The sequence below is a fragment of the Herbaspirillum lusitanum genome (genome assembly GCF_026127345.1).
Lineage (GTDB): Bacteria > Pseudomonadota > Gammaproteobacteria > Burkholderiales > Burkholderiaceae_D > Herbaspirillum > Herbaspirillum lusitanum.
Genome location: NZ_QXFG01000008.1, coordinates 854222 through 874051 on the forward strand (window position 1 = coordinate 854222; position 19830 = coordinate 874051).

Consider the following 19830-nt stretch of genomic DNA (forward strand, 5'->3'; position numbering starts at 1 on the left):
CAGCGATGACGCATCTTTTTTTTAACTCAATACCAGCACGCCGCCCGGTAGACGGCGCGCATTCAGATCAAAGGAATGCTGCAATTGCAACAAGGCGCCATCCAGCGCCGCAATCGAAAAACGTCCGCTCACGGCGCTGTCACGCAGCGCGTTCGTCGCCAGCACAACCCGGCCCGGACGATAGCGATTGATTTCGTCGATGACCTGTTGCAGCGGCGCCTGGCGGAAAATCAATTCGCCCTTGCGCCAGGCTGAAATGCCGGCCGTGTCGACGTCTGCGACGCGGCCGAGCGCATCGGCATCGTAAATGGTCTGCTGGCGCGGCTTCAAATCGACGGCGCCGCCCGGATGTACCACGCGCACGGCGCCCCGGATGCACGTCACGCAGACTTTGCCATCCAGATTGCGTACCTCGAACTGCCCCTCCCGGGCGGTACTGCGACCGACGCCGGCAACCACGTTGAACGCCGCGCCGCTGCCACGCAAATCGATGGCCGCCTCGCCCGAGATCAGATCGATCCCGCCGGTTTCGCCTGCCAGGGTTTCCGTGCGAATGCTGGTTTGGGTATTCAAGGTGATATTGATGCGCTCGTTCAAGGCCAGATCGCGTTGTTCGCCTTTGCCCGTACGCGCATCGGCCTGCCACTCGTTCAGCGACGGCCAGAGTTGCAAGGGCGGATGCACGATGGCAACACCGACTGCCGCCGCTGCTACGCCTCCGGCCACCCGCAGGAACATCCGACGCCCGGAATGAACAAGCCCGCCGGATTGCATGCTGCGTTCGTGCAATCTTGCTGCATCGCGGTTGCCTTGCAGCAGCTTGCCGATGGCCGGGCGCATGGCCTGCCATTGACGCCTGGCATCGATGAAAGCCTGCTGATGCGCCGGACTGGTCTGCTTCCAGCGCTTGAACGCCTGCGCATCCCATTCGGTGACGTCGCCTGAAGTCAGCCGGCGCAACCAGACCCGCGCTTCTTGCGCGAGCACGTCAGGCAGGTCGGAACGATCCTCAGGGGCTATCTTCACAGTCAGGCTTTCCACGGCCGGCGACAAGACCGGCGCTCAAAGGGCACCTGTATTTCCGGCTCGGTATAGAGTAAGACGTTTGTCGACATGGAAATCCGCAATTAATTTTTCTCTTCCAGCCTGGCAACACAGAAATCATGCGCGCGCTTGAGTTCGTGTTCGACGGTGCGCAGCGAGATATCCAGCTGTTGCGCGACCTCCTTTTGCGCCATGCCTTCCCAGCGCACCATGATCAGAATCTCGCGGCGGCGCGGCGGCATCCGCTCGAGGATACGCGCCAGCGCCTGCGCTTCGGACCGCGCTTCAGCGGTTTGCTCGGGGCCGGGCGCGCCGTCCGACAACTCCAGCAACTCATCGATCTCGCCGGGCGGTAGCGCCCTGCTCTGGCTGCGCCGGTTGTCGACCGCGATATTGGCCGCCATGCGCAACAGGAAGGCGTGCGGATTCAGGATCGGGCTCTGCCCTTCGAGACGCTGCAGGCGCAACCAGGTATCTTGTAGCGCATCACCGGCCAGATCATCGCTGCCGAGCACGCGCGTCAGCCGCCGCTTGAGATCGGCGTAGCGGCTGGTGAGATGCGTAAGCAGCGTGGCGCGGACGTCTTCGGACATATCAGCGCGCCTCCGCAGGGCAAAGCCGCCCCGATATCTTCCCCTGCGGAAGCATCAGCATGGTCAGCGGCTGCATCAGGTCTGCCGGTGGCGGCTGGCCAATGCCGACGTTGGCCAAGGTGTCGGTCAACATGCTGTCGCGACGCGCATCGCCGGTCGAACTGACCAAGCGCGGCTGCCGTATGCGCCCTTGCGCGTCGATGCGAAACCGCAGCAATGCCCGATAGCTCCCCGGCGCCGTATGCGCGTCCTTGCATAGCGCTTCCCACACCCTTGCCTGCACCAAGGCATCGTAGCGTTCGGAAACATGGCGTTTCGCTTCCGCACGCGCGGTTGCCTCGACGACGTCCGCTGCCGACAATTGTTTTAACGCAAACGTATTGAGCCCGCCTTCATGCAGCTGCTCGGCGGCCAGGCCGGTCCCTTGCAACAGGAGTTCCAGTGCGGCGCCGGCTTCGAGGCGGCCGCGGACGGCGGAGGAGCTCCTGCCCGCGGCCAGCTTGCTGGGAAACAGGACGGGGTTGCCCGTGATGACGGCATAGCGATCCAGGGCTGAAGCAAGAGATTGGCTCGGAATATCGAACTCAAAAGACGATGATTTTTCAGCGGTGTCGGCCGCAGCGGCATGGATTGCGGAATCACCGGCTTGCAGGGATTGACCCAACGCCTTCGCCGCCTGGGCGAAGGATGGACGTACCGCAAACAGGAGGCCGGCAGTGGCCAGGCATCCCGCCAGCGCAAGCACACTGACTGATGCCGGGCTACCTGTCATAGTTCGAATAGAGTGCAACCAGTTGGAATGGAGTCAAGCGGAAACAACAGACTTAGAGCCGCGACTATACCGGTCAAAAATTACATATCCGTGACATGAGGGAGGACGTCCGGCGCGGGCGTTGTGACGGAAGCAAGAGAACGTCGGGGAATTACATCGAGTCGGGTCTTTAAACGCCCAATGAACATGCCGGCGTGAACAACGGTGACTGGCGCATGAAAGAAATCCGTTCCCGATTAGCCGCTTATCATGGAAATGAACAAATTACATTGGGGACTCGTCAAATTACATCCAATGTTTATTTTGTTCACCAGCGCCCGTAGTCGTCCGAGAGCTCTAATTAAATCTATGGTCCGCATGCATCTGCTTGAGACTGCGCTTTTGCTTTCGAGATTTGGCGGATTCGGTTTTTAAGCCATGCGGATAGTTGAAATTTCGATCGTTACTTAATTTATGTAGAGCACTGCCAAATCAGTGTCTAGTGTTGAGCAGCTAGTGTCATGTTGCTGGGTTCTCCAGCCCTTCCACCAGCGCGTTCAAAGCTGCATCCAAGGGGGTCAGCCCCACCTTCTCGGGCACCAAGAGCCCATCGATCGCAAGCATGGTCATGCCGTGGACGAGGCCCCAACAGGCTGCCGCCTGGCCTTCTATCGGCCGCTTGCGAATACTTCCCGTGGCTTGGCCGCAGCGGAGGATTTCGAGGACAACATCGAATACCGCCAGTGCCCGCTCATTCAGGTGCATTCCCACTGCTTTTCCCTCCTCCGCGCTAAACATCAGGCGGTAGAGAGCCGGATTGCTCGTTCCGAACGCGACGTAGGCATGAGCTATCGACGTAAATTCGTCGCGCAGAGTTTTGGGCGCATCAGGCTTTGCTGCCGATAGGGATTCGCGCAGCCGGTCAAAGCCAATCATAGCGAGCTCTACAAGCAGCGCGGCCTTATCGGGAAAGTGTTTGTAGGGCGCTGCGTGGCTTACGCCAGCCCGGCGGGCGACTTCCCGCAGCGTGAACTGCCAGCCTTTCTCCTCCCGAAGCATATCCAAGGCGGTCTCGAGAACAGCACGACGGAGATCGCCATGGTGATAGGGGCGGTTGGATGTGTCTGACATGTAATCTCAAAAGTTGTTTGTGAATATATGTTGACAATGCCTACTTACGTACCTATAGTCAAGGCATAAGTTTCCACTGTCTACATTGGAGTGACCATGAACGCCATTGCAAAAATCACCGACGCTGATCAGCTACGCGGCCTCCTCGTCGGCCAACGGGTTGCCTTCCTTCGTGACGGGGCGCCCTCGCTGGCGCAGCGACGCGCTGATCTGTCGAAGTTCAGGAACATGATGATCGGACACCGCAGGGAAATCGAAGATGCCATCAATGCCGATTTTGGGCATCGCTCAAGGCACGAGACGGCGATCATGGAGGTTGGCGGGGTCGCCGAGGGCACGAAGTATCTGATCAGCAACCTTCGCAAGTTCATGGCTCCGATCCGCCGCCACGTTGCGCTGCACATGCGGCCCGGCAATGCCCGCATCGAATATCAGCCGCTTGGTGTTGTCGGCGTGATGTCGCCGTGGAACTATCCGGTGAACCTCGCGCTGATGCCGGTCATAACGGCCATCGCTGCCGGGAACCGGGTGATGCTGAAGCCTTCTGAATTTACACCCGCCACCAATTCGTTGCTCGCGAGAATGCTGGGCGGGATCTTTTCCGAAGACCAGTTCGCCATGGTGACCGGCGATTCGGACGTGGGGGCAGCGTTCTCTGCTTTGCCGTTCGACCATCTCGTCTTCACTGGCAGCACTGCGGTGGGGCGGTCGGTGATGAAGGCCGCTAGCGACAATCTTGTCCCTGTCACCCTTGAATTGGGGGGCAAATCACCGACCATCATCGCCAAGGGCCACTCCCTCGACCGGGCGGCCGCGTCCATTGCTTTCGGTAAGCTGCTCAGCGCTGGCCAGACCTGCATCGCTCCCGATTACGTACTCGTCCACGAAAACGACATCGACTCGTTCGTCGGATCGTATGACCGGAAAGTGGCGTCCTTTTATACGGACGGTCCGACAAGCGAGCACTACACCTCAATCTTCAACGAGCGGCATCACTCTCGGCTTCAGAGCTTGATCGACGATGCTCGCGCCAAAGGGGCGCAAATCATTGAGGTTGGCAATCGGCCCGGCGATGCTTCTCGTCGTCCCAATACGATGGCGCCAACCGTGGTGCTTGGCGTTACAGACGACATGCGCATCGCACATGAGGAAATATTCGGCCCAATACTACCGATTTTTACCTACCGCGATGTCGAAGAAGCAATCGCCTATGTAAATGCCCGTCCTCGGCCGCTCGCGCTCTACTACTTCGGTGCTGATGATGAGAACCGCCGCAAGGTGCTAAGCCGAACGATGTCCGGCAACGTCACCATTAACGGGACGATCATGCACATCGCTCAGGATGACTTGCCTTTCGGTGGCGTTGGGCCCAGCGGCATGGGCGCTTACCATGGCGTCGAGGGTTTCCGCACCTTCAGCCATGCCAAGGGGATCTATGAGCAGGGGCGCTGGAACCTCGCCAACCTGCTCCACGCGCCCTTCAAACAGCCGATCGATACCATTCTCAACATGATGCTACGGTGATCGAAATGCTATTCCCAATGAAACTAAGGATCATCTGCACATGATTGCCGACACATCGTTGCCATTACGCGGCGCCTGCGAATGCGGCGCTTGCTCATTCGAGTTGCATACGTTGCCGAAAGCCAGGTTCCGGTGCCACTGCCTGATCTGCCAGATCTTTAACGACAAACCGTTTGCGGATGTTGTTGCCGCTCGCGCCAAGGATGTCGTTCTGAAAAATGCTGGGAATATCTCATTCAAGAAATACCGTCTGCCCCCGAACTTCAACCGTGGAGTCTGCCGGACTTGCGGCAAGCCGATCGTGGAGGTTGCAGGCTTCGGGCCGTTCAAGGTGATGTTCATCCCGGCCAGCAATTTTGAACTAGTGGCGCAGTTGCCACCGGTTCGACTGGACATCTTCTATCATCGTCGTGTGCAGGACATGCCGGGTAGCCTGCCTAAGTACAGAGGCTATTACGCAAGTCTTTTGGCGGTCGGTAAATTGATCACGGGTGGGTTGTGAAATGGCGAGTCGGTCTATCTGGCTAGCGTGCACCAATTAATCTCTTGAACTGGGGTTCTTCAGTAGACGTTTTTAAATGATGCCGAACAATTTCGTTGTCCGCCTGGCTCATGCCACCTCCCCTTGATCCCCCTGCTTTCCGACAGTCGCTTCCTACACAACCTCGGGCACTTGGCCGATACCGCGTCCGTTGTCGGGAGCGCATCATCGCTTCACAATCTGTTTGTGTTCAGGAGCCAGTGATGACCAAAGATCATACCGACGCGACATCTAGTCCCAATGAAATCGTTAGTCGTCCGGAAGCGGAAATTCCAGGCAAGGAAGGCACGCTCGGTGGCGCCGCCCCGCTCGACGCGCGCCCGGGTGTCCAGAGCGCGCGCAAGGATGGAGTGCTTGACGTTGTCAACAATGCAGGCGACGCCACCGGGAAGCGCGAGGAACGTGCCGGAGGGCCGGCGCCCGCGCATCCGTCAAAGACGGAATGACGGTCGGCGTGACCGTCACACGAGCGGCAGGCTAACGAATTTCCCGGGCGTCCTGACCTTTGGGAAATTCAAACTTCTCGTCGGAGTGCTTTGTGGAAAATTTTTCCGCCTTGACCTGTGCCTGTGTCGTTTCGGGCGCTGAACCGGTATCGGTTTTCGTCGGAGACGTCGTAGATAGTGCAGGTAGTCCATGTTCCACCCGCAATCGATTTTTGGCTTCGAATAACTGACTTCCCAATTCGATCAGGTCAAGCCCGGAATCCCGGGCTTTGGGAAACATTTCCTTCTCCTCCTCTTCCACGTGGTGCTCGATCTGTTCGCCGAGGACTTTGATTTTGGCGTCGAACATCGGATCGCCTGGCTTGAGCTCTCCAATTTGCTGGATGAGAGATTTGGCGCCGTCATGCTCCACGAGCGCTTCATTCATCAGATCGGCATCGTCTATTTTTTGACGCACGCGCGGATAGAATATTTTTTCTTCGATTTCCATGTGGATCAGCAGAGCCCCACAAACTTTTTTTGCAATTTCCATTTTCTGGTCGTCGCCGGCATGTTCCTTGATATTTTCATATTTATCGAACAGTTCTTTGGCTTCCTGATGATCCGCTTTGAGTAACACGATGGCGTCTTGGCTAGTAGTGTTCACGATTTTCCTCCGAAAAGATGTATCGATAAAAATGCACGATTAGTGTCTCGTTTCCACCGGAGAGAAAACATCAGAAAATGACTCAAGCTACTGTAAGAAAAGTAAGAAAATCGTGGGAAAATTTGTCTCTTTGCATGAATGCCGGCCGTTCCTCTACCTGCCGTTACCATCGATCCCCTCCCACAGATCAGAAAAAGCACCGTGAATCGTTCCGATACCCAAACACATGCCTTCGCAGACCATCCGCGAGCAGCCCTCGATCACCTGGTCATCAACACCCACTACGATATTGACGCCGCGCAGACCCTGTTCGACGGCCTCGGTTTCACCGTCACCCCACGCGGCTATCACACCTTGGGCTCGGTCAATCATCTTGTCGTATTGGCCGGCGGTTATCTGGAACTGATCGGCCAGCCACGTGACAGCGACAAGGTTCGGCAGGAAATCCTCGATAGCCCGGTCGGCATCGACGGCCTGGTCTACGCCGTCGACGACATCGAGGCTTGCCACGACCGCTGGCTCGCCCTGGGTCTCGATGCACAGCCGGTCCAGCACTTTTCACGGCCGGTGCAAGTTGCGGACAAGTCGGTTGATGCGCGTTTTTCCACCGCTCGCCTGCGTCCTGGCCAATTTGCCGCCGGCCGGGTCTACGCATGCCGGCATCTGACGCCGGAACTGGTCTGGCGGCCGGAATGGATGGCCCATGCCAATGGCGTGCGGGGTATTTCCAGTCTGCTGGTGGTCGATAAGGATCCCGTACAGGCTGCGGAAAGCTACGCCCGCCTGGGCCTTTGGGGAACGGACTTTGCGTTGGAGTTTGCGGGTGCCGGCAGCTTACCGGCGCGCTTCGGCGAGCTGGCCGCGTGTGCGCCGCAACGGGATGCGTGCTTTACTGCGATCCGATTCCGTGGCGGTGATCGCGGCTTCATTTCAGCCCGGGCGCGTGCGCTTGGTTTGCCGGTCCGGGAAGATGTGGACACGCTTGCATTGGCCTTGCCGGCGTTTCGTACCTTGCTGGAGTTTGCGGACTGACGACCGGTTGCGCCAACGATATCATGGCGTCTTCCGTGCTTCAGCCAGTTTGGCCTTGACGCCCGGATTCCGGACTGCCGTCTTCATCAACCAACAGGAAGTTGGTTCCCCGCGCTGACGGTGTCTGCGCGCCTCCCTCACTCCCCACATTTCCCACATTTCCCGCGCTCTCGTCCTTGAGACCGACGCCGGTCAGTTGGCGCCTGTGCGCTTCCGTCAGCAGGTAGTCGAGTTTGCCGGCCGCTTCGTCGTAGCGCATGCCTTCGGGCCGGACGTTGGAGATGCAGTTGCGTTCGGCATCGGTCATGCCCACACGCGGCATCCAGGTCAGGTACAAGCCCATGCTGTCCGGCGAGCTGAGGCCCGGCCGTTCGCCGATCATGACCACCACCAGCCGGGTCCGCAACAGGCTGCCGATGTCGTCGCCGATGGCAACGCGGCCCTGACGCACGATGGTCAGTGGCGCCTGTGTCCAGCAGCGCGGCGCGATGCGTTGCTGCACGGCCTGCAGAAAAGGTACGGCATTTCTGGAGATGGCCAGCGCCGACAGGCCGTCGGCGATCACGAAGGCAAGATCATGAATCCGCTCTTGCGGTGCGTCTCCATCGCTTCCCTGCTTCGTTTCCGGATAGTCCGCAGCAGCGCTCAGCGTCGCACGCGCTGCTGCGCTGAGGCGCCGGCCCAGATCGGGACGCTGCAGATAAGTCAGGCGATCCGTGGCGGCACTGTCGAGCACCTGACATTCTTCGGCGCCGGGAATGCCGGCTTGCAGCAGCTGCGCACGCAGGGCTTCGGTGTCCAGCGCCAGGTGCACGGCGTCGCGCGCCTGCGCGTGCGCCAGTTGAAAGGCCAGTTGCGGCGCGGTCGGCAAGCTGACGCCTGCGCGTCCCAAGGCGATGCGGGCAGCCGTGAATTGGCGCAGCGCTTGCCAGGGATTGTCGACGACGGGAGATTTATTGTCGGGCATCGCCGCTGCTCCCCGGTTTCACGACAGGCGCCGCAAGGCGTCGCGAAAAGTCGGCGGCAAGCCGTCGTTGAGGCGGAACTGCGGCTCGTTGCTGAAGATCTGCATGCGCTGCAGCCATGCCTCGAATTCGGGCGCCGGCGCCAGTCCGAGCACACGTCGCACGTACAAGGCATCGTGGAATGAGGTGGTCTGATAGTTGAGCATGATGTCGTCGGAACCGGGAATGCCCATGACGAAACTGCAGCCGGCCGTCGCCAGCAACGTCAACAGGTTGTCCATGTCGTTCTGGTCGGCCTCGGCGTGATTGGTGTAGCAGACGTCGCAACCCATCGGCAGGCCGAGAAGCTTGGCGCAGAAATGGTCTTCCAGTCCGGCGCGGATGATCTGCTTGCCGTCGTAGAGGTACTCGGGGCCGATGAAGCCGACCACGGTGTTGGCCAGCAGCGGCTTGAACTTGCGCGCCACCGCATAGGCGCGCGCTTCGCAGGTTTGCTGGTCCATGCCGTGGTGGGCGCCTGCCGACAGCGCGCTGCCCTGCCCGGTTTCAAAATACATGACGTTGTCGCCGACCGTGCCGCGCCCCAGCGACAGCGCCGCATCGCGCGCTTCGGCCAGCAATGCCAGGTCGATGCCGAAGCTGCGGTTGGCGGCTTCGGTGCCGGCGATCGATTGGAACACCAGGTCGACCGGCGCGCCGCGTTCGATGGCGGCAATCGTGTTGGTCACGTGGGTCAGTACGCAAGACTGCGTCGGGATCTCGTAGCGCGCAATGATGTCGGCCATCATCGTGACCAGATTGACCACTTGCGGCACGTTGTCGGTGGCCGGATTGATGCCAAATACGGCGTCGCCGCTGCCGTACAGCAAACCGTCCAGCAGGCTGGCGGCAATGCCGGTGGCGTCGTCGGTCGGATGGTTGGGCTGCAGGCGTGTCGACAGCCGTCCGGCCAGGCCGATGGTGTTGCGGAACGCGGTGACCACGCGGCACTTCTTCGCCACCAGGATCAGGTCCTGGTTGCGCATGATCTTGCTCACCGCTGCGGCCATTTCCGGCGTGATGCCCGGCGCCACCGCGCTGAGCGTCGCGCTGTCGACGTCGTCCCCGAGCAGCCAGTTGCGGAAATCGCCCACCGTCAGGTGGCTGATCGTCGCGAACGCAGCGGCATCGTGCTCGTCGATGATCAGGCGCGTCACCTCGTCGGTTTCATACGGCGCGAGCGTTTCGTTGAGGAAAATGCGCAGCGGCAGTTCCGCCAGGGCCATCTGCGCCACTGCACGCTGTTCCGCGCTGGCGGCGCCGACGCCCGCCAGCATGTCGCCGGAACGCAGCGGCGTCGCCTTGGCCATCAGTTCCCGGAGATCGCGGAACTGATGCGTGATGGCGCCGACGGTGTGGCTGAACTGATGGGACGGCACGTTTCCTTTTTCCTCAGATGATGATCCCGACCAGATCCGGTCAAACGATCAAACTAAACTGTCAACAGCGGCGTCGTCTTGCCGTACTTGATGCTGGTTTCCACGGGCAGCCAGTTGCCGGTGGACTCTTGCCGGCCTTGCAACAGGAAGCGCGGCTGGCCGGCGGCGATCTGCGTTGCCGCCAGTTTCGACAACTCGCCGATCTTGCCGTTCTTCATGCGGTTGACGATCAGGCCGTAGCGCGTATCGGCGAAGTCCCTGAGCATATCGTAATCGCCATCGCTGTCTCCCGCCACGAAAATCGGGCCGTAGCCTTTGGCGGCCACCAGTTCGCTTTTGATCGCCACCGTCTTCCCCGGTCCCCAGGTCAGCGGCCAGTTCTTCAGGTAGGCATTTTTGTAGATGCTGCCGTCGCGTTCGAGACGCAGGCCGATGATGTTCTCGCGGGCCACGTTGTAGCCGTACTTCGGATTGGTCGCAAACACCGCCACCACGTCCTCGAGCGACGCGGTGCAGACATAGATGTCGATGCCGTGATCGCGGAACGTGTCCATCATGCCGCCGATCTCGGTACAAAGGCGAATGCCGTGGAAATGGCCGACGCTGACCACGCCGGCCTTGCCGGGACGGTTGGCGGGGCTGGTGTACTTGACCTTGGCGAGGGCGGCGCCCAGGGCTGCATCGTTGGATGCTTCGGCCAGCGCCGACACTTCGGCCACGGTCATGTTGGCGAAGAAATAAATCACCCACGGATAGCCGACATTGACGCCGTGGGTATCGTTGACGGCTTCATACAGGTAGTAGAGCTTGGCGCGGAAATCCAGGAATTCGCTGGTCGTGCTGATGTCTTCGAGCGACCTGGCGCCGGCAAAACCCTTGTAGTTCGCATGCAGGAAAGCATAGTCGGCATCCAGGTCGGCGCAGATCGAATCGAGGTCCACCACTTTGCCTGCGGCATTCTTGAAGTCCGCGGTGAACGGCCCCGGCGGCACGTTCTGGCGGATGATCGCGCTGAATTCGGCCGGCGTAAGCTTGAACGACAAGGTGTTGATCTGGTGCATCAACAGCGCTTCTTCGCAATCGTTCATGATGCTGGTGTTGTCCCAGTCGAACACGGCGTAAGGCTTCTTGCCGCTCTTGTAACCGCGCGAAGTATTGCCATACACGGCGATCATCTGCTCCACCATTTCACGATTGCGCGGCGCCCATTTGGCGCGATCGAGCCCGACCGGCGCCTTGACGGTTTTTGCCTGCGCCGCCAACGGCGCGCCGATCAGCGCGGCGCCGGCCGCCGAAGCCAGCGCGCGTCCCAGAAATCCCCGTCGCGCGATCGCCTCTGCGGCCGGCGCGTTTCCCTGTTGATTGTTTTTCATTGATGGACTCTCTTGTAGGTGACTATTTGTGGCTCAAAGGTGGATAAGGCGTGCTGCAAAAATCAGTTGCCGCTTCTAAGTGACGATCGCCGCCGCGCGCTGGCTGCCGGTCAGCAGGAAGTAGCCGTAGCCGAGCGCCAGGAACACCAGGAAGATGACGAAAATCAGCGGGTTGTAATAGATCATGGTGGCCATGCAGACCAGCGCCCCAAACAGCGCGAACGCCGGGAAGAATGGATACAGCGGCGCCCGGAACGGCCGCACCAGGCCGGCTTCGCTGCGACGTAGTTTGAACAGGCTGAGCATGCTCAGGATGTACATCAGGATCGCGCCGAACACCGACATCGTGACGATGTTGGCGGTCAGCGTCTGGCCGCCGACGGTGATCAGTTCATCGCTGTAAATCGCCGCGATGCCGACCGCGCCGCCGGCCAGGATGGCGCGGTGCGGGGTCTTGAAACGCGGATGCACCTTGGCGAAATACGCCGGCAGGTAGGCTTCCCGCGACAAGGCGAAGATCTGGCGCGAATAGCCCAGGATGATGCCGTGGAACGATGCCACCAGGCCGAACAGGCCCAGCCACACCAGCATGTGCAGCCAGTTGCTGTTGGCGCCGACGATCAGCTTCATCGCCTGCGGCAGCGGATCGTTGATGTTCGACAGCTTGCTCCAGTCCCCTGCTCCGCCGGCGAACAGCATCACGCCGATGGCCAGCACCACCAGCGTCAGGATGCCGGTGATATAGGCGATCGGAATGGAGCGTCGTGGGTCCCTGGCTTCTTCCGCCGCCATGGCGACGCCTTCGATCGCCAGGAAAAACCAGATCGCGAACGGGATCGCCGCGAACATGCCCGGGATCGACGCCAGGCTGAAACTGTCGCTGCCGGACCAGCCGCCCTTGGTGAAATTGGCGAGCGAAAAGCCCGGCGACACCACGCCCATGAACACCAGCAGTTCGAAGATGGCCAACAGCGTCACGCAGAGTTCAAACGTCGCGGCGATCTGCACGCCGACGATATTGAGCGTCATGAACACGAGGTAGGCGCCCAGCGCCGCCAGCTTGGGGTCGACCGTCGGGAACTGCACGTTGAGATAGGCGCCGATGGCCAGCGCAATCGCCGGCGGCGCGAACACGAACTCGATCAGTGTCGCCGCGCCGGCCAGGTAACCGCCGGTCGGACCGAACGCGCGCTTGCTGTAAGCAAACGGGCCGCCCGCATGCGGGATCGAGGTGGTCAGTTCCGTAAAGCTGAAGATGAACGTGGTATACATCGCCGCGATGAACAGCGCGGTGACGGTGAAGCCGAGCGTGCCGGCCGACGCCCAGCCGTAGCTCCAGCCGAAATATTCGCCTGAAATCACCAGCCCGACGGCGATACCCCATAGCTGCAATGTGCTCAACACCGGCTTGAGGCCCGCGTGCCGGCTGGATGTCGCTGAATCCATATGAATGCTCCTGTGCAATGGCGGATGCGTTGATCGGAGACCAACCGGGACGGGGCAACGACCGTTGCGGGCATAGCGTTTGCTTGCAAACGTTCTCATTGGCCCCGGCATTGAATATAACAACGGGGAAAAACCGGCGTTATCGAAAATCGGCAAAGTTGCGATGCCTCCATCTCACAGGAAATCGCCGCGTTCACTTCAACGGGATAAAACTCTTGTCAATGTTCCATCACTCATCACCGCCTGCCAGTCCGGGCGCACCGCCGCTGCACATCGGCGAAGCCTTGCGCACCGTTGTCGCACATGACGTCGATGAACATGCCCACAATCTGACCAATTGGGAACAGCGCTACGACCAAATCACGCATGGTCGTTTTTGTGGTGAATTGAATGAATGGCAGGCGCACGGCTTGCAGATATTTCGCGAGCGCAGCAGCCGCGCCGTGTTGCAGTCTTGCTGCGTATGGCCCGACGCTTTCTGGTTCGGCATCGAACCGCAGGCGCGCGGCATGCGCATCAACGGCCGCAACGTCGGCGCCGGCATGATCATGACGCAGCCCGGTCATCGCGAGTTTGAGCTGATGACGCCCGACGATCATGAGATCCTCGGCATCGTGATCCAGCGCAATACCCTGCTTGCCGCCGCCGATCGTCTTGGCTGCCGGATCGAATGGTCCAGACTGGCTGCAGCGGAACTGTTGCATGTCGGCCAGGACGCGCTGCTTGCCTGCGCGCAGCACATCCAGACCTTGCTCGATGCGCAGGCGCCGCAGGGCGCGCAGGCGATGCAGCAAGACCACGTCATCACCACGCTACTGGCCATGCTCGACGCCGGCGAGGTCGAGAACGACGCCTGCACCAGCCTGCTGCGCCGACGGCGCATCGTCGGCGATGCGCGCGACTACGCCATGGACAACCAGGATGTGCCGATCACGATTTCGATGCTGTGCGAACAACTGCACGTGAGCCGGCGCACGCTGCAATATTGTTTTGAAGATGTGCTGGGCATCAGCCCGATGACTTACCTGCGTTCGTTGCGCCTGAACGGCGTACGACGCCAGCTGATGCAGGGTGCGGCAGCAGTATCGCCGCATGCCGTCCGGGTCGGCGACGTTGCGGCAGCCTGGGGATTCAGCAATTTCAGCCAGTTTTCCTGCGACTACAAGAAGCTGTTCGGCGAGTCGCCGTCCAGCGCCTTGCGCGCCGCAGCCTGAATAGACTCAGGCGCCGACCAGCTTCTTGAACGTCGCCAGCACGGCGTCACCCTTGAACGGCTTGACGATCCAGCCCTTGATGCCGGCCGCCTTGCCGCGCTCTTTCATGATCGGCGAATTCTCGGTGGTCAGCATGATGATGTTGACGGCGGCGTTGCCGAGCTCGCTGCGGATCTTTTCAGCCATGGTCAGGCCATCCATATTGGGCATGTTGACGTCGGACACCACCAGCCTGATCGACGGATCGCCCTTGAGTTTGACCAGACCGTCGCGGCCGTCCACGGCCAGGGCCACGTCGAGGCCGTTCTTCTTGAGGAAATCGCCTACTTCGGCGCGGACCGTGCTGGAGTCGTCGACTACGAGGATTTGTGCCATGGGTTCTTGAGGTTCTTTGCGTTGGATGAATGGTGTTAAAACAGTTCGAGCTCGCCGGTGTCGCTGCCCAGCTCTTCCGCCGACACCGCAAAGTCGATGTCGGCATAGGCCGAAACGCTCAGCGTCACGTGGAAGCGCGGCGCGTCGTCCATGTCAACTGCGAAATGGCGCACGTGCTGGCAGTTGAGCGTCTGCAGGTACGCGGCGCAGTTGCTGTCGATGACGTTCGGCGTGGACATGCCGATGTGCGGGAAGAAATTGCCGAGGTCGCGGTTGAGGATGCCGCAGCACAGGTTGCCGCTTTCGGCGATGGCGTCCATGAAAGTCTGCTCGCTCATCTCGGCTTCGTCGATGTTGTTGATGCGTGCAAAATGGGCGCGCGTGGCGGCGTCGGGCGTGAAATAGAACATCGCCATCAAACGGAACAGGTAGGACGAGACCGTCAGCACCACCATTTTCTTCTCGGGAATCCCGACGTCGTCGGCCAGCACCGATATGTCCACTCGTGCGCCGGACGGCGCCATCCCGGATTTCAGCGATTGCGTGAGCAGCGTATCGAAGCCATCTTTGGCGGATTGGGTCAGCATGGTCGGTTTCTCGCTATCAGGCGGCCAGCGCTTCTTTGGTTTTCTTGTTGATCAGGTCGAGGCCGATGACGGCGCCGATGATCATCTTGCCGCCGGCCTGCAGATCCTGGAACGTGGTGGTCGTGATCAGGTCGTTCTGGTACAGATTGGCGCGATAGCTCTTGGACAGTTTCTCGGCGCGCTGCGCCAGGTCGCGCACCTCCGACGCCACCACCGCGAAGCCGCGGCCGTACGTGCCGGCGCGTGCCGCTTCGATCGAGGCGTTGAGCGCGACGATGATGACCTGGTTGACGATCAGCGCGAACTCGTCGTTCTTGCGATGCATCTCGCGGTTGTGCGTGATCAGCACGTTCATATCGTCATGCCAGCGCTCGAAGGTGCGCATCAGGCCGAGCAGATTGGAGATGGTTTCCTGCGAGGCATCGCAGTTCTCGAGCACGCGCGCGACGCTTTGCGAATTCTGCGAACTGAGCTGCGCCACCACTTTTTCGGTGTCGCGCCGCGTCTGCGCCAGGCGCACGTCGTTGTCGCGGCGTTGTGCTTCCAGTTCCTGCTGACGGGCGTCGATGTTCTGCTGGTACTCGTCCAGCGTCAGCTGGACGTTGCGCTTGAGCGCGTCGACCTGGTCGACATCGACCATGCGCCGCATGCGCATCTTCTGCCGTTTCAGCATCAGGGCCAGCGGCACGCCGGACAACAGTGCGCCCAGCAAGACGAAAAGAATCTGGTTCAACATCATGAAACGTTCCTTGCGATAAATCAGTTGCGACAATAGCCCTGCCCTGTCCGCTCAAGCCACCTGCGGATCGCCGTCCGCAGCCACGATGCCGGCCGGTGCAGTCTGGTCGAGATCAGGCAGCGGATAGGCGACATCAATGCCGTCGATTTCCACGGCGATGTTTTCCGGCAGCAGGACATTGATCTGGAAGGGACGGAAATCGGCGCCTTCGGCGTGGTCGAGGAATTCAATCTCGATGCGGCCGTGTTCCTGCGTCACGAAATCCAGCACCGCATCCATGCCGACGCCGCGGCCGGACACGTCGGTCACTTCGCTGCGCGTCGAGAAACCGGCGCGCATGATCAGACGCGCCAGTTCGGCGTCGCTCAGCACGGCGTCGGCGGCGATCAGTTGCTTGTCGACGGCGGTGCGGCGGATATGCGCCAGCGCCAGGCCGCGGCCGTCGTCGGACAGCGCCATGTGCAGCATGTTGTCCATCACGCCCAGTTGCAGGCGGATCGTTCCGGCAGCCTGTTTGCCCTTGGCCTGGCGTTCTTCCGGCGTTTCCAGCCCATGATCCATGGCGTTGCGGATCAGGTGCATGAATACATTCTTGAGCAGCGGCGAGGCATGCGTATGGATGACGTAGCCGTTGTCTTCGATCTCCACCGCCGGTGCGGCCTTGCCCAGTTCGCTCGCCAGCGCCGGCAGCGAATCGGTGACGCTGGCCAGGATGTCGGCCACCTGCTCGGTACCGAGCAGGCGCAATGTCTTGCGTACGGCGTTGCGGACCGCGACCAGTTCATGCAGGTTGGCGGTGTTGACGGTTTCCAGGCGATGCAGGCTTTCCTGGATATGTTTGCGATCGATGGTCAGGATGTGGCGCTCCACGGCTGCCGCCTGTTCCGGCGCGGCCTTGCGGCCCAGCGTGACTTCGTTGATGCGGGCGTAACGATCGACGGCGACGCGCACGCGGGCCAGATCCTGCAGCAGGCGTTCCTGCTCCCAGACCGCACCGGTTTCCGGATGGCGCAGGTCGTCGTAGTGCTGCTCGACGTCGTGCACCACGTTGCTCAGGTGCAGCAGGCCGTAGGTGCGACCGTTGCCCTTGATGGTGTGCATGTTGCGGAACAGCTTGGCGATGGCGAAGGCGGTGGCTTCCGGATTCTGATGGACGATCTGCTCGTTCTCGTCGAGGAAGCGGCGCGAGGTGGCGATGAAGTCTTCGAACTTCGGCGCGGCGACGGCGAGGATTTCGCCGATCATTTCCAGCTCGTGTTTCTGTTCGTTGGCTTCCGCTGCCAGCTTGCGCAGCTCGGTGACGTCACGCACGCACAGCATCAGGCGGATCACGGTGTCGGCGTCGTCGGTGATCGGCGACCAGCTCAGGTCCAGGATCTTGACGCGGCCGTCAGCCATCTTCTTTTCGACTTCACCGACCATCAGGTGTTCGTTGAATTCGAAGTTCATGATGTCTTCGCCGATGCAGGCGCCGCCGATGGCCTCGATCTGCGACAAGGTGTCAGCACCCAGCGACGTGCCGGCGAACACCAGCTCCATCAGGTCGCGGCCGGCGATGTCGGTGGTCTCGAACACGGTTTCGAGGAAGGCGGAATATTCCGGATGGACCTTGTTGCCGTCGACCACGGTCAGGATGCCTTGCGGGATGTTCTGCAGCATGGCCTGCATGTCGGCAGTCTTTTGCTTTACCAGCGCCGAGGCTTCCTCGATCTTTTCGACCATGCCATTGAAGGCGACGATGGAATGGCCCACTTCATCCATGCGATCGACCGGCAGGCGGCGCGTGAAATCCTGGCTGGCAGCGATCTCGGTCATCATGGTTTGCATGCGGCTGATCGGACCGGTGATCTGGCGATACAACAGGAAGCCGATCAGCGCCAGCGCAATCACGGCCACGGCGGTGACGCCCGAGATCGTGGTGGTGGTCGACGCCAGGTTCTGGTTCAGTGCGGCGATCGCGCTGTCCTTGCTGCGATTCTTCTCGATGCGCAGCGTGTCGACCACGCCTTCGAGTTCAGCCTGGTATTGCACCACGTTGCCGAAGAAGGACGCCTGCGCCAGCGCATCCTTGCCGGCCAGCTTGAACTTGGCGGTGCTGTCGATGGCGCCGAAATAATTGTCCAGGCTTTCCCTGGCCTGTTCGATCAGGCCCTTCTGCGCCTGGCTTGCGGCCTGTCCTGCCTGGAACTCCAGCGCTTTTTCGAGCGTGGCCTTCTTGGCGGCGAGCTTTTCATTTTCCTGCACGACCAGTTGCGCGTCGGTCTCGGCCACCATCACCATGGCCGCCAGCTGCACATCCTTCAGTTGGCCCACCAGGTCGGACGAGGCCAGCACGCTCGGCACCACGCCTTCGGTCACCGACTTCACCTCGACCGCACTGCTGCGCGACTGAAACACGGCGTAACCGCCGATGGCTGAAATGGCGATGAACGTGAGGATGACGAGCAAGGTAATGCGCAGACGGATAGTCATTTGTCTTTTCCCTGGAGACTGGCAAGCGGCACGCCCTCTGGGGTGGAACGCGCGGCTTTTTTGTGATGGCCGCATTGTTGCATTCGAGTATTACTACTCCATGACAACAGGGGTCAAACAGGAAATAGAGCGGGTATTGCCGTACATCAATAAACTTGATGGAGAGCACTTACAAGAATGCAGCAAGGAATGCACCCGGAGGTAAGCGCCACCGCCGCTATCGCTGCGGCAAAACATGAAATCCCAAAGCCGGATACCATATTCACCTGGCAACCCACCCACCTACGACAAGCCGCGGCATGCATCGCGGCAACGAGGCACCAGGAGACAACATGCAGACGCTGGAACAAGCCCCCGCCCTTGCGCCTTTCGCGCGCACCGCCCGCCATCCCGGCGCGCCCGATCCGGTGCGCATCGTCAGCCTGGCCGGTCCGGCAATGGCCGTGACGATCACGCTCGAAGCCGGGCGCAACCTGCGCGACGCCATCGCGATTCCTTTAGCGGCCGCCGGGATTGCAGGCGGCACCGTCCGCATCGAAAACCTCAAGGTCGCGCCGCACCACTACCTCATGCCGGCGTTGTCGGACGACGGCAAGCACGCCGCCTTCTACAGCGATCCGCACGAGGTCGCAGGCGGCGTCACCATCGAACTGGCCTGCGCCACCTTCGGCCGGCGCGACGGCGCGCCGTTCGTGCACTGCCATGCGGTCTGGACGGATGCAGAAGGCCAGCGTCGCGGCGGCCACATGCTGATGGATCAGAGCATCGTCGCAGAGACGGCGCAGGCGCAAGCCTGGGGCGTGCACAATGCCACCATGGAAACGCGCTTCGATCCGGAAACCAATTTCACCCTGTTCCACCCTGCCGTGGTGGCCGCAGAGACCGGCGACGGCGGCCGTCGCACCTTGCTGGCGCGCATCCGTCCCGATGAAGACCTGACCATCGCCATTGAAGAAGTCTGTCGCACGCACGGCGTCAAGAATGCCGTCGTGCGCGGCAGCGTCGGCAGCATCATCGGCGCGGAATTCGACGACGGCCGCGTGATCGAGGATCGCGCCACCGAAATCCTGGTGCGTTCCGGCCACGTCAGCCGGGGACATGAAGGCGTACGGGCGCAACTCGACATCGCGCTGATCGATCCCCGCGGGCACGTCTGCGAAGGCGTGCTGGCGCGCGGACGCAATCCGGTGCTGATCTGCTTTGAACTGGTGTTGGAAGAGCTTGAGTAAGGCGGAAATACAGCGAAAACAAGGCCGAAGCGACGTGACCTTAACGTTGTTCTGATTTGCTGCTGCAGAGTCGCGCCATGGCGACTGCAGCGCGCCAGGCCTTCTTGCGCCTGGAAACGATCTTGACGCTGCTCGGCGTCATATCCAGCGGACGCGCATTGTCGACGAACTGTTCGACGTAACAGGCGAATTTGCGCTTGTCCAGCTTGAGCACACAAGGCACGTATTCAATATTCGGTGTCGATGCAGTTTTTTTCATACTCCCTCCTGCCGAAACAATCACCCGAAAATCCGCGACCCGGCA

General features: G+C 60.7%; 20 protein-coding genes. 6 read left to right on the plus strand and 14 right to left on the minus strand.

All coding sequences use genetic code 11. The features are described from left to right. Positions 1-21 precede the first annotated feature (21 nt). The 4 genes from DXT88_RS12200 to DXT88_RS12215 all read right to left on the minus strand — a co-directional run bounded on the left by DXT88_RS12200 (position 22) and on the right by DXT88_RS12215 (position 3519). Entirely contained in the window at positions 22-1026 is a 1005-nt protein-coding gene (locus DXT88_RS12200; RefSeq protein WP_265213732.1) for a FecR family protein, read from the minus strand. A gap of 101 nt (positions 1027-1127) precedes the next feature. After that, positions 1128-1637, minus strand: coding sequence for an RNA polymerase sigma factor (locus DXT88_RS12205; RefSeq protein WP_265213734.1), 510 nt, complete (start codon positions 1635-1637; stop codon positions 1128-1130). Position 1638: 1 nt separating this feature from the next. Beyond that, positions 1639-2382, minus strand: coding sequence for an STN domain-containing protein (locus DXT88_RS12210; RefSeq protein WP_265213736.1), 744 nt, complete (start codon positions 2380-2382; stop codon positions 1639-1641). A 525-nt stretch (positions 2383-2907) separates the two neighbouring features. Next, positions 2908-3519, minus strand: coding sequence for a TetR/AcrR family transcriptional regulator (locus tag DXT88_RS12215; RefSeq protein ID WP_016836446.1), 612 nt, complete (start codon positions 3517-3519; stop codon positions 2908-2910). 96 nt (positions 3520-3615) lie between these two features. On the opposite strand from DXT88_RS12215, the gene DXT88_RS12220 reads away from it, so the two are divergent. The 3 genes from DXT88_RS12220 (at position 3616) to DXT88_RS12230 (ending at position 6030) form a co-directional block, all read left to right on the plus strand. Continuing rightward, on the plus strand, positions 3616-5043 hold the full coding sequence (locus DXT88_RS12220) for a coniferyl aldehyde dehydrogenase (RefSeq protein WP_265213739.1): 1428 nt from the start codon (positions 3616-3618) through the stop codon (positions 5041-5043). 40 nt (positions 5044-5083) lie between these two features. Beyond that, positions 5084-5545 (plus strand): GFA family protein, encoded by a 462-nt coding sequence (locus tag DXT88_RS12225; RefSeq protein WP_016836450.1) that lies wholly within the window; start codon positions 5084-5086, stop codon positions 5543-5545. A gap of 242 nt (positions 5546-5787) precedes the next feature. Beyond that, the gene (locus tag DXT88_RS12230) at positions 5788-6030 is read left to right on the plus strand and encodes a hypothetical protein (RefSeq protein ID WP_265213741.1); all 243 of its coding nucleotides are present in this window, start codon (positions 5788-5790) and stop codon (positions 6028-6030) included. Positions 6031-6061: 31 nt separating this feature from the next. On the opposite strand, the gene DXT88_RS12235 is transcribed toward DXT88_RS12230, so the two are convergent. Further along, a complete protein-coding gene (locus DXT88_RS12235) occupies positions 6062-6676 on the minus strand; it encodes a hemerythrin domain-containing protein (RefSeq protein WP_265213743.1) in 615 nt (204 codons plus the stop codon). A 201-nt stretch (positions 6677-6877) separates the two neighbouring features. Here DXT88_RS12235 and DXT88_RS12240 point away from each other — a divergent pair, with 201 nt between their 5' ends. After that, positions 6878-7708: a VOC family protein gene (locus tag DXT88_RS12240; RefSeq protein WP_265213745.1), complete on the plus strand. Its 831-nt coding sequence runs from the start codon at positions 6878-6880 to the stop codon at positions 7706-7708. Positions 7709-7748: 40 nt separating this feature from the next. Here DXT88_RS12240 and eutC read toward each other — a convergent pair whose 3' ends face one another. The 4 genes from eutC to eat all read right to left on the minus strand — a co-directional run bounded on the left by eutC (position 7749) and on the right by eat (position 12910). Next, a complete protein-coding gene (gene eutC / locus DXT88_RS12245; protein ID WP_265213747.1) occupies positions 7749-8675 on the minus strand; it encodes an ethanolamine ammonia-lyase subunit EutC in 927 nt (308 codons plus the stop codon). Positions 8676-8693: 18 nt separating this feature from the next. Then, complete coding sequence (locus DXT88_RS12250; protein WP_265213749.1) at positions 8694-10091, minus strand: ethanolamine ammonia-lyase subunit EutB; 1398 nt, start codon at positions 10089-10091, stop codon at positions 8694-8696. A 53-nt stretch (positions 10092-10144) separates the two neighbouring features. After that, positions 10145-11464 (minus strand): HAD family hydrolase, encoded by a 1320-nt coding sequence (locus DXT88_RS12255; RefSeq protein ID WP_265213751.1) that lies wholly within the window; start codon positions 11462-11464, stop codon positions 10145-10147. A gap of 75 nt (positions 11465-11539) precedes the next feature. Next, complete coding sequence (gene eat, locus DXT88_RS12260) at positions 11540-12910, minus strand: ethanolamine permease (RefSeq protein ID WP_265213753.1); 1371 nt, start codon at positions 12908-12910, stop codon at positions 11540-11542. A gap of 221 nt (positions 12911-13131) precedes the next feature. Here eat and DXT88_RS12265 point away from each other — a divergent pair, with 221 nt between their 5' ends. Next, positions 13132-14124, plus strand: coding sequence for a helix-turn-helix domain-containing protein (locus tag DXT88_RS12265; RefSeq protein ID WP_265213755.1), 993 nt, complete (start codon positions 13132-13134; stop codon positions 14122-14124). A 6-nt stretch (positions 14125-14130) separates the two neighbouring features. Here DXT88_RS12265 and DXT88_RS12270 read toward each other — a convergent pair whose 3' ends face one another. Genes DXT88_RS12270 through DXT88_RS12285 form a run of 4 tightly spaced genes read right to left on the minus strand, consistent with a single transcriptional unit; the run spans position 14131 to position 18297 of the window. After that, complete coding sequence (locus DXT88_RS12270; RefSeq protein ID WP_016833860.1) at positions 14131-14499, minus strand: response regulator; 369 nt, start codon at positions 14497-14499, stop codon at positions 14131-14133. A 35-nt stretch (positions 14500-14534) separates the two neighbouring features. After that, positions 14535-15086, minus strand: coding sequence for a hypothetical protein (locus DXT88_RS12275; RefSeq protein ID WP_016833861.1), 552 nt, complete (start codon positions 15084-15086; stop codon positions 14535-14537). Positions 15087-15102: 16 nt separating this feature from the next. Then, a complete protein-coding gene (locus tag DXT88_RS12280) occupies positions 15103-15825 on the minus strand; it encodes a methyl-accepting chemotaxis protein (RefSeq protein WP_407649318.1) in 723 nt (240 codons plus the stop codon). A 51-nt stretch (positions 15826-15876) separates the two neighbouring features. Further along, positions 15877-18297, minus strand: a complete 2421-nt coding sequence (locus DXT88_RS12285) for a HAMP domain-containing protein (RefSeq protein ID WP_265213758.1) — start codon at positions 18295-18297, stop codon at positions 15877-15879. A gap of 332 nt (positions 18298-18629) precedes the next feature. Here DXT88_RS12285 and DXT88_RS12290 point away from each other — a divergent pair, with 332 nt between their 5' ends. Then, on the plus strand, positions 18630-19526 hold the full coding sequence (locus tag DXT88_RS12290) for a PCC domain-containing protein (RefSeq protein ID WP_265213760.1): 897 nt from the start codon (positions 18630-18632) through the stop codon (positions 19524-19526). Positions 19527-19566: 40 nt separating this feature from the next. Here DXT88_RS12290 and DXT88_RS12295 read toward each other — a convergent pair whose 3' ends face one another. Then, positions 19567-19785, minus strand: a complete 219-nt coding sequence (locus tag DXT88_RS12295; RefSeq protein ID WP_265213762.1) for a hypothetical protein — start codon at positions 19783-19785, stop codon at positions 19567-19569. Positions 19786-19830 lie beyond the last annotated feature (45 nt).